Source organism: Mycobacterium colombiense, from assembly GCF_003284935.1.
Taxonomy (GTDB): Bacteria; Actinomycetota; Actinomycetes; order Mycobacteriales; family Mycobacteriaceae; genus Mycobacterium; species Mycobacterium arosiense_A.
Map to the genome: position 1 here is coordinate 1 of NZ_QMEV01000091.1, position 13,742 is coordinate 13,742.

General features: G+C 69.2%; 11 protein-coding genes. 5 read left to right on the plus strand and 6 right to left on the minus strand.

Annotated elements, in window-relative coordinates; genetic code table 11:
- Nucleotides 1–276 (plus strand): hypothetical protein (locus DQP57_RS24320; RefSeq protein ID WP_133259305.1); only part of this gene is annotated, 276 nt, incomplete at its 5' end.
- Nucleotides 277–310: 34 nt separating this feature from the next.
- Here DQP57_RS24320 and DQP57_RS24325 read toward each other — a convergent pair.
- Nucleotides 311–1,459 carry an AI-2E family transporter gene (locus DQP57_RS24325; RefSeq protein WP_112635205.1) on the minus strand — a complete coding sequence of 383 codons (1,149 nt, stop codon included), beginning with the start codon at nucleotides 1,457–1,459 and terminating at the stop codon, nucleotides 311–313.
- A 178-nt stretch (nucleotides 1,460–1,637) separates the two neighbouring features.
- Here DQP57_RS24325 and DQP57_RS24330 point away from each other — a divergent pair, with 178 nt between their 5' ends.
- The 3 genes from DQP57_RS24330 (at nucleotide 1,638) to DQP57_RS24340 (ending at nucleotide 6,632) form a co-directional block, all read left to right on the plus strand.
- The gene (locus tag DQP57_RS24330) at nucleotides 1,638–2,828 is read left to right on the plus strand and encodes a lysylphosphatidylglycerol synthase transmembrane domain-containing protein (RefSeq protein WP_112635207.1); all 1,191 of its coding nucleotides are present in this window, start codon (nucleotides 1,638–1,640) and stop codon (nucleotides 2,826–2,828) included.
- Between the two features lie 211 nt (nucleotides 2,829–3,039).
- Nucleotides 3,040–6,087, plus strand: coding sequence for an MMPL family transporter (locus tag DQP57_RS24335; protein WP_112635209.1), 3,048 nt, complete (start codon nucleotides 3,040–3,042; stop codon nucleotides 6,085–6,087).
- A complete protein-coding gene (locus DQP57_RS24340) occupies nucleotides 6,084–6,632 on the plus strand; it encodes an XRE family transcriptional regulator (protein WP_112635210.1) in 549 nt (182 codons plus the stop codon). Before DQP57_RS24335 ends, DQP57_RS24340 begins: the two co-directional genes overlap by 4 nt.
- A 4-nt stretch (nucleotides 6,633–6,636) precedes the next feature.
- Here the strand turns inward: DQP57_RS24340 and DQP57_RS24345 are convergent, their stop codons facing one another.
- Together DQP57_RS24345 and DQP57_RS24350 are read right to left on the minus strand one after the other, a co-directional pair.
- Nucleotides 6,637–7,320, minus strand: coding sequence for a hypothetical protein (locus DQP57_RS24345; RefSeq protein WP_112635212.1), 684 nt, complete (start codon nucleotides 7,318–7,320; stop codon nucleotides 6,637–6,639).
- Nucleotides 7,317–7,988, minus strand: coding sequence for a hypothetical protein (locus DQP57_RS24350; protein ID WP_112635214.1), 672 nt, complete (start codon nucleotides 7,986–7,988; stop codon nucleotides 7,317–7,319). The genes DQP57_RS24345 and DQP57_RS24350 overlap by 4 nt, the downstream gene beginning before the upstream one ends.
- Nucleotides 7,989–8,029: 41 nt before the next feature.
- Between DQP57_RS24350 and DQP57_RS24355 the strand changes: the two genes are divergently transcribed.
- Nucleotides 8,030–10,018: a M13 family metallopeptidase gene (locus DQP57_RS24355; RefSeq protein ID WP_112635216.1), complete on the plus strand. Its 1,989-nt coding sequence runs from the start codon at nucleotides 8,030–8,032 to the stop codon at nucleotides 10,016–10,018.
- On the opposite strand, the gene DQP57_RS24360 is transcribed toward DQP57_RS24355, so the two are convergent.
- The 3 genes from DQP57_RS24360 to DQP57_RS24370 all read right to left on the minus strand — a co-directional run.
- Nucleotides 10,002–12,242, minus strand: a complete 2,241-nt coding sequence (locus DQP57_RS24360; protein ID WP_112635218.1) for a molybdopterin oxidoreductase family protein — start codon at nucleotides 12,240–12,242, stop codon at nucleotides 10,002–10,004. The genes DQP57_RS24355 and DQP57_RS24360 overlap by 17 nt on opposite strands.
- Nucleotides 12,239–12,841, minus strand: a complete 603-nt coding sequence (locus DQP57_RS24365; RefSeq protein ID WP_112635220.1) for a TetR/AcrR family transcriptional regulator — start codon at nucleotides 12,839–12,841, stop codon at nucleotides 12,239–12,241. Before DQP57_RS24365 ends, DQP57_RS24360 begins: the two co-directional genes overlap by 4 nt.
- Nucleotides 12,842–12,985: 144 nt before the next feature.
- On the minus strand, nucleotides 12,986–13,742 hold a 757-nt coding region (locus DQP57_RS24370), incomplete at its 5' end, for a L,D-transpeptidase (RefSeq protein ID WP_112635222.1).

Here is a 13,742-nt window from a genome sequence, read left to right on the forward strand (position 1 = left end):
CCCCCGGCGACCGGTCCGGCGGCACCGCCGTCCGGCGATCAGACGCGGGCAATCCCGGTGCCCGGCAACCGTTCCGACGACGGCGACACCGCCGAGCCCACCACCGCCCTGCCGAGAATGCGGCCGGAAGGCTCGGGCCCCGGTGATCCCAACGCGGCCACCGATCAGGCGAACGCGCGCGGGCAGGGCGAAAACGGCGACCCGGCCCGGCAACGCCGGCGCTCCGGCGGCGGGCTGTCCGCCCAAGATCTGCTGCGTCGCGAGGGACGGCTGTAACCGTCTACCCGGCGCAATCGGGAAGCCTTGAGCCTCAGGCGGATTCGTTCTCGGGCTGGTCGGGTTCGGCCTGCAGGATCGTGTTCTGCTCGTCGGCTTCCTCGGTCTGTTTTTCGGCTTCGGCGGACGGGTCCGGCGCCAGCAGCACCTGAATCGCGTTGTTGAGGAACGCGACGGTGGGGACCGCCAGCAGGGCGCCGACGATGCCGGCCAGCACGCCGCCGGTGGAGATGGCGAGCACCACCCCGAGCGGGTGAATCGAGACCGCGCGACCCATCACCAGCGGTTGCAGCAGATGGGCCTCGATCTGATTGACCGCGATCAGCAGGCCCAGCGTGATCAGCGCGTACACGATGCCCTTGGCCAGCAGCGCGACCACGACGGCCACCAGGCCCGAGATCAGCGCACCGACCAGCGGGATGAACGCCCCCAGGAACACCAGCGAGGCCAGCGGCAGCGCGAGCGGGATGCCCATGATCGCCAAACCGGTGCCGACCCCGGCGGCGTCGGTCAGGGCGACCAGGAAGGTGGCCCGCACGTATCCGATCAGCGATCCGTATCCGGCGTTGCCGGCCTCATGCACCCGCTGACGGACGTCGGACGGGATGATCTGCACGACGTACTGCCAGATGTTGCGCCCGCCGTAGAGGAAGAAGATCAGCGTGAACAGCACCAGCACCGCCGCCGTCACCAGCTCGGTGACGGTGGCCGCGGTGGACAGCGCGCCGCTGGTCAGTTTCGCCTGATTGTTGTGCAGCGCTTCGATGGCGGCGTTGCCCGCGCTGTCGATCTGTTCGTTGCGCAGATGCGCCGGGCCGTGGACCAGCCAGCGCCGCGTCGACTCGATGCTGTGCGCCACCTGTTCGGTCAGGCCGGGCAGACCGTCGATGAACTGCAGGATGACGAACGCCAGGATGCCGCCCAGGATGGCAAAGCCACCCAGCAACACCAGCGCCACCGCGCCGCCGCGGGGCATGCCCCTCGTGTCCAGCCAGTCCACCACCGGCACCAGCAGCGCGCTCAACAGCAGCGCCACCAGCACCGGAACGACGATGATTTCCAGCTTCTGCACCACCCACAGCAGGGCGAGCAGGGCGATCAGGATGACCAGCAAACGCCAGGCCCAGGCTGCGGTCTTGCGGACAAGGGGTTCGACCGAGGCGTCGTCGAGGTTTGCTGACATCTCGCCAGCCTATCCGCAGCGGGGTGCCGCCAAACGTGTCTCAGCCGTGTCCGCGGGCGGCTGGGCGTCGCCGGAGCCCATACCGTCGGCACGATCCGGTTACGACCCCAGAACGTCCGAGACACGGTAGGCGATGCGCAGCGATCGCCGCGCCACCTGCACCGTTACCCTAAATCACGTGCCGCACGACGCACCCGCCCGCAATCTCGACTTCCCGCGCGAAGAGACCCCGCGCGGGAAGTACTGGTGGGCGCGCTGGGTGATCCTGGGCGCGGTGGCCATCGTGCTTGCCGTCGAGGTTTCGCTGGGCTGGGATCAGCTGGCCAAGGCCTGGATGAGCCTGTACGAGGCGAACTGGTGGTGGTTGCTCGCCTCGGTGGCCGCGGCGGCGGCGTCGATGCACAGCTTTGCCCAGATCCAGCGCACGTTGCTCAAGTCGGCGGGCGTGCACGTCAAGCAGCTGCGCTCCGAGGCGGCCTTCTACGCCGCGAATTCGCTGAGCACCACGCTGCCCGGCGGGCCCGTGCTGTCGGCGACCTTCCTGTTCCGCCAGCAGCGGCTGTGGGGCGCCTCGACGGTGGTGGCGTCGTGGCAGCTGGTGATGTCGGGGGTGCTGCAGGCGGTCGGGTTGGCTTTGCTCGGCCTGGGCGGCGCCTTCCTGCTGGGCGCGAAGAACAACCCGTTCTCGTTGCTGTTCACCCTCGGCGGCTTCGTGGCGTTGCTGCTGCTGGCGCAGGCCGTCGCGTCGCGCCCGGAGCTGATCGACGGCATCGGCAGCCGGGTCCTGGCGTGGGTCAACTCGGTTCGGGGCAGGCCCGCCGAGGCCGGCCTGGACAAGTGGCGCGAGACGCTGATGCAGCTGGAGTCGGTGAGCCTGGGCCGGCGCGACCTGAGCGTGGCGTTCGGCTGGTCGATGTTCAACTGGATCGCCGACGTCGCCTGCCTGGGCTTCGCCGCCTACGCCGCCGGGGACCACGCGTCGGTGGCGGGGTTGACGGTGGCCTACGCGGCCGCCCGCGCGGTCGGCACGATCCCGCTGATGCCCGGCGGGTTGTTGATCGTCGAGGCGGTGCTGGTGCCCGGCCTGGTGTCCAGCGGCATGTCACTGCCCAACGCGATCTCGGCGATGCTGATCTACCGGCTGATCAGCTGGTTGCTCATCTCGGCGATCGGCTGGGTGGTGTTCTTCTTCGTGTTCCGCACCGAGAACGTCACCGATTCCGACGAGGATCCGATCACGGGCCCGCTGCCGGTCATTCCGCTCGCCGGCGAGCCCGCGGCCGACTCCACCGAGGCCGCCCTGCAGGGGCCGCTACCGCCGGACCGTGATCCGGCCGAGCGGCATCCGGAGAAAGACAGCGAGCCCTAGCCGACGGTGTTGCGGCGTGGCGGACCCGTCAGCGGGTGGGTCGTCGCGGGCCCCTTGGTCACCGGTTCACAACATCTTCGCAGCGTCTTGGCAACAACACCGTCGCCGCAGCTCAGGAACCAGATAAGCCCACATAATCCACAGCCTGCTGCGGTATCGTCGCCAGCACGCGTTACGCGAGCACCGGGGAGCGAGAAAAATCCAGCAGTTAATGATGCGCCTCAGCCGCAGCCTGCGTAAGTACCGCTGGTTGGTCTTCACAGGCTGGTTGCTGGCATTGGTTCCCGCCGTCTACCTGGCGCTGACACAGTCGGGCAATCTCACCGGCGGCGGCTTCGACGTGGCCGGATCGCAGTCGCTGGCGGTCCACGACCAACTCGAGGATCTCTACCACGACCAGGGTGGGTCGTCGCTGGCCCTGGTGGCCGCTCCCCGCCCCGACGCCAGCTACCAGGACATGAACGACGCCGTCGCGCAGCTGCGGCAGATCGCCGCAGGCATCCCCGGCACCGGGGAGATCCCCAACCCCGCCCAGCGGCCGCCGCAGCCCGACCGGCCGTACGTGCTGTCGGTGCGGCTGGACTCCCGTAACACCAGCGACGTGGCCAAGCAGCTGCGCACCAAGGTCGGCATCAAGGGCGATCAACCCGGCCAGACCGCGAACGGCCGGGTCCGGCTCTACGTCATCGGGCAGGGCGCGCTGTCCGCAGCCGCCGCGGCCAACACCAAGCACGACATCGCGGCGGCCGAGAAATGGAACCTGCCGGTCATCCTGATCGTGCTGCTCGCCGTGTTCGGTTCGCTGGCCGCCGCGGCGATCCCCCTGGCGCTGGGCATCTGCACGGTCGTGGTCACCATGGGCCTGGTCTATTTCTTGTCCGCGTACACCACCATGTCGGTCTTCGTGACCTCGACGGTGTCGATGTTCGGCATCGCGCTCGCCGTCGACTACTCGCTGTTCATCCTGATGCGATTCCGGGAGGAACTGCGGACCGGCCGCCAGCCCCGCGAGGCCGTCGACGCCGCGATGGCCACCTCCGGGCTGGCCGTGGTGCTGTCCGGGATGACGGTGATCGCCTCGCTCACCGGGATCTACGTGATCAACACCCCGGCGCTGAAGTCGATGGCCACCGGCGCCATCCTGGCCGTCGCCGTGGCCATGCTGACGTCGACGACGCTGACGCCGGCGGCGCTGGCGACGTTCGGCCGCGCGGCCGCCAAGCGGTCGGCCCTGCTGCACTGGTCGCGCCGGCCGGAAAGCACCCAGTCGCGGTTCTGGAACCGCTGGGTCGGCTGGGTGATGCGCCGCCCGTGGATATCCGCGCTGGCGGCGTCGCTGGTGCTGCTCGTGATGGCCGCGCCCGCCGCGTCGATGGTGCTGGGTAACAGCCTGCTGCGCCAGTTCGACTCGTCGCACGAGATCCGCGCCGGGGTGGGCGCGGCGGCCCAGGCGCTGGGACCCGGCGCGCTCGGCCCGATCCGGGTGCTGATCAACTTCCCCGACGGCGGCGCTGCCTCCCCCGAGCACAGCCACACCGTCGGCGCGATCCGCCAGCGGATGTCACAGGCGCCCAACATCGTGTCGGTGTCGCCGCCGCAGTTCGCGGAGGACAACGGCAGCGCGCTGCTGTCCGCGGTGTTGTCGGTGGATCCCGAGGACATGAAGGCCCGCGAGACCGTCGGCTGGATGCGCGCCCAGCTGCCTAAGGTGCCCGAGGCGGGCACGGCGCGCGTGGATGTCGGCGGCCCGACCGCGCTGATCAAGGACTTCGACGACCAGGTGTCCAAGACCGAGCCGCTGGTGCTGGCGATCGTGGCGCTGATCGCGTTCGTGATGCTGCTGGTCTCCGTCCACTCGGTGTTCCTGGCGCTCAAGGGCGTGCTGATGACGCTGCTGTCCGTCGCCGCCGCCTACGGCAGTTTGGTGATGGTGTTCCAGTGGGGCTGGCTGAAGGACCTCGGCTTCGCCCAGATCAGCTCGATCGACAGCACCGTTCCCCCGCTGGTGCTCGCGATGACGTTCGGGCTGTCGATGGACTACGAGATCTTCCTGCTCACCCGCATCCGGGAGCGCTTCCTGCACTCCGGGAACACCCGCGACGCGGTGGCCTACGGCGTCAGCACCAGCGCGCGCACCATCACCAGCGCCGCGCTGATCATGATCGCGGTGTTCGTCGGGTTCGCGTTCGCGGGCATGCCGCTGGTGGCCGAGATCGGCGTCGCCTGCGCGGTCGCGATCGCGGTGGACGCCACCGTGGTGCGGTTGGTGATGGTGCCGGCGCTGATGGCGATGTTCGCGCAGTGGAACTGGTGGCTGCCGTCCTGGCTGTCCCGCGTGCTGCCGTCGGTCGACTTCGACCGGCCGCTGCCCGAGGTCGACCTGGGCGATGTCGTCGTCATCCCCGACGACATCTCGGCGCTCGTGGCGCCCAGCGCCGACCTGCGCATGGTGCTCAAGTCCGCGGCGAAGCTCAAGCATCTGGCCCCCGACGCCATCTGCGTGGCCGACCCGCTCGCCTTCACCGGCTGCGGCCGCAACGCCGCCCAGGCGGTCTCCGGCCCCGACGAGGATCAGGCCCGCGGACTGGGACCCGGGCAGATCCCCCATCAGGTCGCGCTCGGCGAGGAGCGGGTCAGTGTGGGCGTCGGCGCCGCCGACAAGAAACCCGGCTCCAACGGCCACACCAACGGCTCCCTGGCGGCCAAGAAGCTGGTCGGCGGCCTGACCTCGCGCAACGGCATCGCCAAGGCCATCGCCGGGACCGACCGGCCGGTGCACCCGGTGACGCTGTGGCGGGGACGCCTGTCCGTCGCGATCGACGCGCTGGAAAACGACACCGCCGCGGCCGCGGGCGGCGGGCCCGAATACGAACGGCGCAGCCCGGTGGAGACCACCAACGTGCAGCTGCCCACCGGTGACCGGCTGCTGGTGCCCACCGGGGCCGAGACGCTGCGGCTGAAGGGCTACCTGATCATGAGCCGTAACAGTCGGCGCGATTATGCCGACTTTGCAGACATGGTCGATTCGTTGGAGCCCGAGACCGCCGCAGTGGTGCTGGCCGGAATGGACAGGTATTACTGTTGTAAATCATCCAGGCGGCAGTGGATTGCCACCCAGTTGGTTCGTCGACTCGCAGATCCCCACCCCTGCGACCACCCGGAAGACCAGGGACCGGACGCCGAGGCGGGCTCGGACTGGGAGGAAATCCGACAGCGCTGCCTGTCAGTGGCCGTGGCGATGCTGGAGGAGGCGAGGTGACGTTGGCACCCGACCGACGCCCTGCGCCGCCGCCCCACCGGCCGGGCCCCGAACAGCGTCAACGCGGCGGTGGGCCGAACGGAGGGCCGTCCGGCTCCTTCCAGGACCCCGAGCAGCCGGTGGAGTTCTGGCCGACGGCCGCCATCCGTTCGGCCCTGCAGGGCGGTGACATCGCGACCTGGAAGCGCATCGCCGGCGCGCTCAAGCGCGACCCGTACGGGCGCACCGCCCGCCAGGTCGAAGAGGTCCTCGAAGGCACCCGGCCCTACGGCATCGCCAAGGCGCTGTGGGAGGTGCTCGAGCGGGCCCGCGCCCACCTGGAGGCCAACGAACGCGCCGAGGTCGCTCGCCACGTGCGGCTGCTGATCGACCGATCGGGGCTGGCCCCGCAGGAATTCGCGTCCCGCATCGGGGTCACCGCCGAGGAGTTGGACGGTTACCTCGACGGCAGCACCAGCCCGACGGCCGCCCTGATGATCCGGATCCGCCGCTTGTCGGACCGGTTCGTCAAGGTGAAGTCCGCGCGGTCAGCCGAAGCCAACTGATCGGTCATCGCACCGGCAGCACGTCGGCGACCAGCCAGTCGTTGCCCCGCTTGGTCAGCGTCACCCGCAATGCCGGCGCCGCCTGACTGGGCGGCTGTCCCGGGGCGTTCTGGGTGACCCGCAGGACCACCGCCACGCTGGCGGCCGACGGCCCGAGCGCCTCGACTCCGGCCGACACCGTGGTGGCCTGGGCGGTGACGTTGTGCTGGCCGAGATCGGCGCTGGATTTGGTGTACTGCTCCTTGAACGCGGCCGCATGCTCCGGGACGATCATCGCCGTGGCCTGGTCGATGGCACCGGTCGGTGCGGTGGGGCTGAACGACGCCATCGCCTCCGCCATGCCGGTGGCGATCTGAACCACCTTGCGGGAGTCGTTGGTGAAGTCGCTGTCCGCCCTGGTCCAGTGGGTGTAGCCGGTCGCCACGGCCGCCGTCAGCGCCGCCGCGCACAACAGCACGACCGCCATGCGCAGCCCCGGCGCGTCGTCGTCGGTGCCGAGGCTGACCGAATCGCGGCGCAGCAGCCAGAAGTTGATCGCCACGCCTTCGACGATCAGCAGGATCAGCACCGAACACGCCGACACCCACCACAGCGGCCAGCCCAGCACCAGCCCGATGGCCAGCAGCGCCGCGATCGCGGCCAGCGGGGCCGCGACGTCGAAGGCGAACAGGCGCCAGATGTTCCTCATCGGATCGACGCCAATCCGGAGATCATCAGCTTGCCCTCCACGTCGGAGACGTCCAGCCGCAGGTTCCAGTGCACGGTTTGCGGCTTGGCTCCGACGTTTTCGCTGACCGATGTGGCGATCAGCATCACCGAGTCGGTTCGGCTGGCGAACGGCGGCAGCTTGGTGGTGACCACCGGCCGGGCGACGCCGGGCTGGGTGTCCAGGTCGTGGTGCACGGTTTCGATCGCCACCGCTTGGATGCGCCCGGCGCTCTTGGACTGCAGCTTCTCCACCACCGCCTTGTACGGCTGTACGGCGGCATCGAAGTCGGTGTTGAGTTCCCCGACCGTGCCGTCGTGCAGCCGCTGCAGGCTGGCGTCGACGTTGCCGCTGTTCATGTTGATCAGGACGTTCGCCCACTCCGCGGCGGTCTGCATGGCCCGGCTCAGGTAGCCGCGTTCGGCGACCTGATCGCGGTGGTCGGACCAGATGATGACGCCGAGCACCACCGCGGCCACCGACAGCACGCCGAGCACCGCGGACGCGACGCCGTAATGGGAAAAGACGCCGTCGCTTTCGGATTCGTCGCCGTCGGCGTCGTCGTTCGCCTCGGCGTCGGCATCGACGTCGGGGTCGACGTCGACGGCGTCTTGTTCGGCAGGTGGCTCGGTTCGCTCGCCGTCGGACATGGCCCGATCGTTGCACCCGGGAAAGATGGAAGGATGGCGGGGTGACGAATACGGCTATCCGCTCGGGCATCGACCTGAGCTTTGTCGACGACAGCATCCGCCCCCAAGACGACCTGTTTGGTCACGTCAACGGTCGCTGGCTGGCCGAGTACGAGATACCGGCGGACCGTGCGACCGATGGGGCGTTCCGGCAGCTGTATGACCGCGCCGAGGAGCAGGTGCGCGACCTGATCGTCGAGGCCAGCCGGCAGGGTTCGGCGGCCGGGGACGACGACGCGCAGCGCATCGGCGACCTGTATGCCAGCTTCCTCGACGAGGACACCGTGCAGCGCCGCGGCGTGCGGCCGCTGCTCGAGGAGATGGCCGTCATCGACGACGCCGCCGACGCCGAGGCGCTGGCCCGGGCCATCGGCGCCCTGCAGCGCACCGGCGCGGGCGGCGGCGTCGGGGTGTACGTGGACACCGACGCCAAAAACTCGGCGCGCTACCTGGTGCACTTCACCCAGTCCGGCCTCGGGCTGCCCGATGAGTCCTATTACCGCGAAGAGCGGCACGCGCAGGTGCTTGCGGCTTACCCGGCGCACATCGCGCGGATGTTCGCCCTGGTGTTCGGCGGCGATCCGGCCGACCACATCCAGACCGCCGACCGCATCGTCGCGCTGGAGGCCAAGCTGGCCGAGGCGCACTGGGATGTGGTCAAGCGGCGCGACGCGGACCTCACCTACAACCTGCGCACGTTCGCCGAACTTCGCGACGAGGCGGTGGGGTTCGACTGGGCCGGCTGGGCCGGCGCGCTTGGTGCCGACCCGGAGTCACTCGCGGAAGTAATTGTGCGCCAACCTGATTACCTGCGCACCTTCGCCGAGCTGTGGCGCAACGAAGACCTCGAGGTGTGGAAGAGCTGGGCGCGTTGGCGGTTGATCCGCGCCAGGGCCGCCTGGCTTACCGACGAGCTGGTGTCGGCGGACTTCGACTTCTACGGCCGCCTGCTGACCGGCACCGAGCAGATCCGCGATCGGTGGAAGCGCGCGGTGTCGCTGGTGGAGAACCTGATGGGTGACGCCGTCGGAAAGCTCTATGTGCAACGGCATTTCCCGCCCGGGGCCAAGGCCCGCATCGACGAGCTGGTGGCCAACCTGCGGGCGGCCTACCGGATCAGCATCAGCGACCTGGACTGGATGACACCGGAGACCCGGGAGCGGGCGCTGACCAAGCTGGACAAGTTCACCGCCAAGGTCGGCTACCCGGCGAAGTGGCGTGACTACTCGGCGCTGGTGATCGACCGCGCCGATCTGTACGGCAACTATCAGCGCGGGTACGCCGTCAACCACGACCGTGAGCTGGCCAAGCTGGGCGGGCCGGTGGACAAGGACGAGTGGTTCATGACCCCGCAGACCGTCAACGCCTACTACAACCCGGGGATGAACGAAATCGTGTTCCCGGCAGCCATTTTGCAGCCGCCGTTCTTCGACGCCGAGGCCGACGACGCGGCCAACTACGGCGGCATCGGCGCGGTGATCGGGCATGAAATCGGCCACGGTTTCGACGACCAGGGCGCCAAATACGACGGCGACGGCAATCTGGTCGACTGGTGGACCGACGCCGACCGCGCCGAGTTCGGCACCCGCACAAAGGCTCTCATCGAGCAGTATGACGCCTACACGCCGCGGGGCCTGGCGAGCGAACACCACGTCAACGGCGCGTTCACCGTCGGGGAGAACATCGGTGACCTGGGCGGCTTGTCGATCGCGTTGCTGGCCTATCAGTTGTCACTGAACGGACAGCCCGCTCCAGTCATCGACGGCCTCACCGGCGTGCAGCGTGTGTTCTACGGGTGGGCCCAGGTATGGCGCACCAAATCTCGTGAGGCGGAGGCGATCCGGCGCCTGGCGGTGGATCCTCACTCGCCGCCGGAGTTCCGCTGCAACGGCGTGCTGCGCAACATGGACGCCTTCTACGACGCCTTCGACGGCGCCGATGCCGGTGCGCTGTTCCTGGAACCGGGCAACCGGGTCAAGATCTGGAACTGACGCCCACCTGGGCGGCCTCGATCCGGGCCGGTACGTGCTTGTGCCACGGCGTGCCGGCGTAGGGATCGCGCCACTGCGTCGAGGTGAGCACGTTCGGGGCGACGCCCGGGGTGATCGTGCGCCCGTCGTCGCCGATGTAGTCGAGCCCGAATCCGTTGGGCAGGGCGGCATGACCGGGCAGCATGGTCTCGGTGATCTCGACGGTGGCCTCGGCGCTGCCGGCCGCGGTGCTGATGCGGGCCCGGCAGCCGTCGACGAGACCCAGCGCCTGGGCGTCCTCGACGCTGACCCGCAGCGCTCCGTCGGCGTCGCGTTTGCGCCAGGACGGGTCACGGAAGATGTCGTTGGCGGTATAGGCGCGCCGCTCCCCCACCGACAGCACGATCGGGAAGTCCGGCGTGGTCAGCCGGGGCGGAGTCCGGGTCAGCGCCCCCAACTCGTCGAGCATCGCGGGGATCTCGAGGGCGATCTTGCGGTCGGCGTGGCTGATCAACGCGAAGTCGTCCTCGTAATTGTGCACGGTGAACGTCACGCCCGACGGGTTGTCCATGATCGCGTCGAACAGCGCGTTGCCGTCGGCGTGACCGGCGCGTCGCACGGCGTCCGGGTAGCTCATCGCGGTCTTCTGGGCGAGGCCCCACAGGGCGGCGGCGCCGCGCAGTCCGTCCGGCAGGGTGGGCCCCAGCGTCTCGTAGAGAACATACGGAAGCAGCTGCGCCACAGTCGGATTGGCGGCGGCCGCGGACAGGAACGCCTCGGTGTAGGCCTGCCTGCCCCGCTGGGCCGCCTCGCGCAGGGGCCGCAGGTCCGCGTCGTCCACCACGCCGAGCGCCCGCACCAGCCGCGCCCAGATCTCGGGTTCGGGCAGGGTGCCGGGCAGCGGCTCGAGCAACGGGCGGCGCAGCTGGAATGTGTTGTGCGGGAATTCCAGGTTGAAGAACGTGGCCTCCGGCTTCTCGAACTGAGAGGCGGCGGGAAGCACGTAATGCGCGAGCCTGGCCGTCTCGGTCATCGCGACGTCGATGACCACCATCAGCTCCAGCGCGCCGAACGCCTCGCGGCAGGCTGCCGAATTCGCCAGGGAGTGAGCCGGATTGCTGCTTTCGACGATCATCGCCCGGAAGCGGTCCGGGTGGTCGGTCAAAATCTCTTCGGGCACCACATTGCTGGGCACCAGCCCGGAGATGATCGGGGCGCCGGTCACCGGTGTGCGCCCGGAGAACTGGCCGAACAGCGGGGCGAACGACGAATGCAGGTGCTGGCCACCCTGTTTCGCGAAATTGCCGGTGAAGATCCAGAGCAGCTTGTTCAGGTAGGAGCACAGGGTGCTGTTGGGCGCCTGCTGCACCCCGAGGTCCTCGAACACCGAGACGCTGGCCGCGGCGGCGATGCGCCGCGCCGCCGCGCGCAACAGTTCCTCGTCGACCCCGCACTGCTGCGCGTAGCCGGCCACCGGCACGTCGCGCAACGCGGCCCGGACGGTGTCGGCGCCGCGCACGTGCTCGGCGAGAAACACTTCGTCGCAAAGGTTTTCCTGGACCAGGACGGCGGCCAGCGCGGCCAGGCACCACGCGTCGGTGCCGGGCCGCACCCGCAGGTGAAAGTCGGACATCTTGGCGGTGTCGGTGACGACGGGGTCGATGACGATCATCGAGCGGTTCGGGTCCTTGGCGATCTCGTTGAGCACCACCCGGGCCCGCGGAAAGCTCTGCGACATCCACGGGTTCTTGCCCACGAACACCGCCACCTCGGCGTGCTCGAACTCGCCCCTGGTGTGCCCGCCGTACAGCTGCCCGTCGACCCAGGCCTCGCCGGTTTTCTCCTGCGCCAAGGCATTCGACCGGTACCGCGAACCCAGCGCCTTCAGGAAGGCGCCGCTGTACGCCCCACCCAGGTGGTTGCCCTGCCCGCCGCCGCCGTAGTAGAAGATCTTGTCTCCGCCGTAGCTGTCGCGGATGCGCTTGAAGCCCTCGGCGATCTCCACGATCGCGGTGTCCCAGTCGATCTCCTCGTAGCTGCCGTCGGGGCGGCGGCGCAGCGGGGAGGTCAGCCGGGCGCGGCTGTTCTGGTAGTGGTCCAGCCGCAACGCCTTGTTGCAGGTGTAGCCCTGCGACCCGGGGTGGGCCTTGTCACCGCGGATGCGGGCCAGCCGGCGATCCTCGACTTGGACGACGATGCCGCAGTTGCATTCGCACAGGATGCAAGCGCTGGGTTGCCAGGTCATTGCGGGGTGTCCTTTCCGGCTGCCCGATAGGGCGAGGTGGCCAGCAGCAGCTCGCGCAGCTGGCGATGCACGACGTCGAGGGGCATCAGGTCGCGTCGCACCCGGGCCAGCACGATCGCACCCTCGAGCGCGGTGGTGGCCAGGACGGCCAGCTCGCCCGCCCGCTCCCGCGGTATGCCGTCGGCGATCAACCGTTCGGCGATCAGATCGGTCCATCGGTCGAAGGCGGCGGCGGCGCGTTCGACCACCGGGCCCATGCGCTCGGCGTCCTGTTGCTCGCCCGCTTCGACCGAGACCGCCACGATGGGGCAGCCGGCGCGGAAATCGGTCTCGAGCAGCTGCCGTCGGTACTTGTCGATCAGCGTGTCGATCAAGTGCAAGCCGTCGGCCGCGCCGGCGATCACGGCGGCGACGTGCTCGCCGGCGAAGTCGACGGCCTCGCAGAGCAGCTGCGTGCGGCCGCCGGGGAAGTAGTGGTAGGCCGATCCGCGGGGTGCGCCGCTGTGTTCGAGCACATCGGAGATGGCGGTGGCGCGCGCGCCCCGCTCTCGAATCAACAGCGCGGCGGACACGACCATCCGCTCGCGGGGACTACGCATCGCGGCTCCTCGGCCATGCGGGGTATGTATGATGTTATACATAATTCGGGCCGCCGCGATACCCCCGACCAGCGATGCCCCACCCCCAAAACGCACAATCGCCCATCCCGCTGGGGAATGGGCGATGCGCGCTGTCGCTGGTGGCTAGTTCATCCAGTCGGCGGAGCCGTCGTTCTTCTTGTAATTGCCGCCGCTGGAGTTCTTCACGACGATCGGGTCGCCGGGACCGAAGTTGTCGAAGAACCACTTGGCATTGGTGGGGCTGATGTTGATGCAGCCGTGGCTGACGTCGCGCTTGCCCTGGTCGTCCACCGACCACGGGGCGCTGTGCACGTAGTCGCCGACGTTGTCGAAGCGGACCGCGTCCTCCACCGTCACCTTGTAGCCGTAGGTCGAGTTGACCGGCACCCCGTAGGTCGAGGAGTCCATCACCACCGACGCCTTCTTGTCCTGCACGTAGTAGGTGCCGTTGGGGGTTTGGTGATTGCCCGACGTCATGCCCATCGACATCGGGAACGTCTTCTCCACGGTGCCGTTGCGGGTGATGGTCAGCTGGTGCGTGGCGTCGTCGGCGGTGGCGATCAGGGTGTCGCCGGTCTGGAAGGTGGACACGGTACCGCCGGCGTCGACCGTCACCGCGGTGTGGGCGGGCCAGAAGTTGATCGGCCGCCAGCGCAGCTGGGTCGGGGTCATCCAGTAGAACTTGCCCGGGACCGGCGGGACCGACGAGACGTGCACGGCGCCGATGGCCGCGTCGGCGTTCTCGACCGTGCCCGGGAAGTTGATGATGATCGGCTGGCCCACACCCACGGTCGAGCCGCTCTTCGGGACGAACGAGGGCGGCCCGAACGGCGCCGTGCCGGTGAACGGCGTGTTGTTCTGCCCGTCGGCCGGGGCCGCG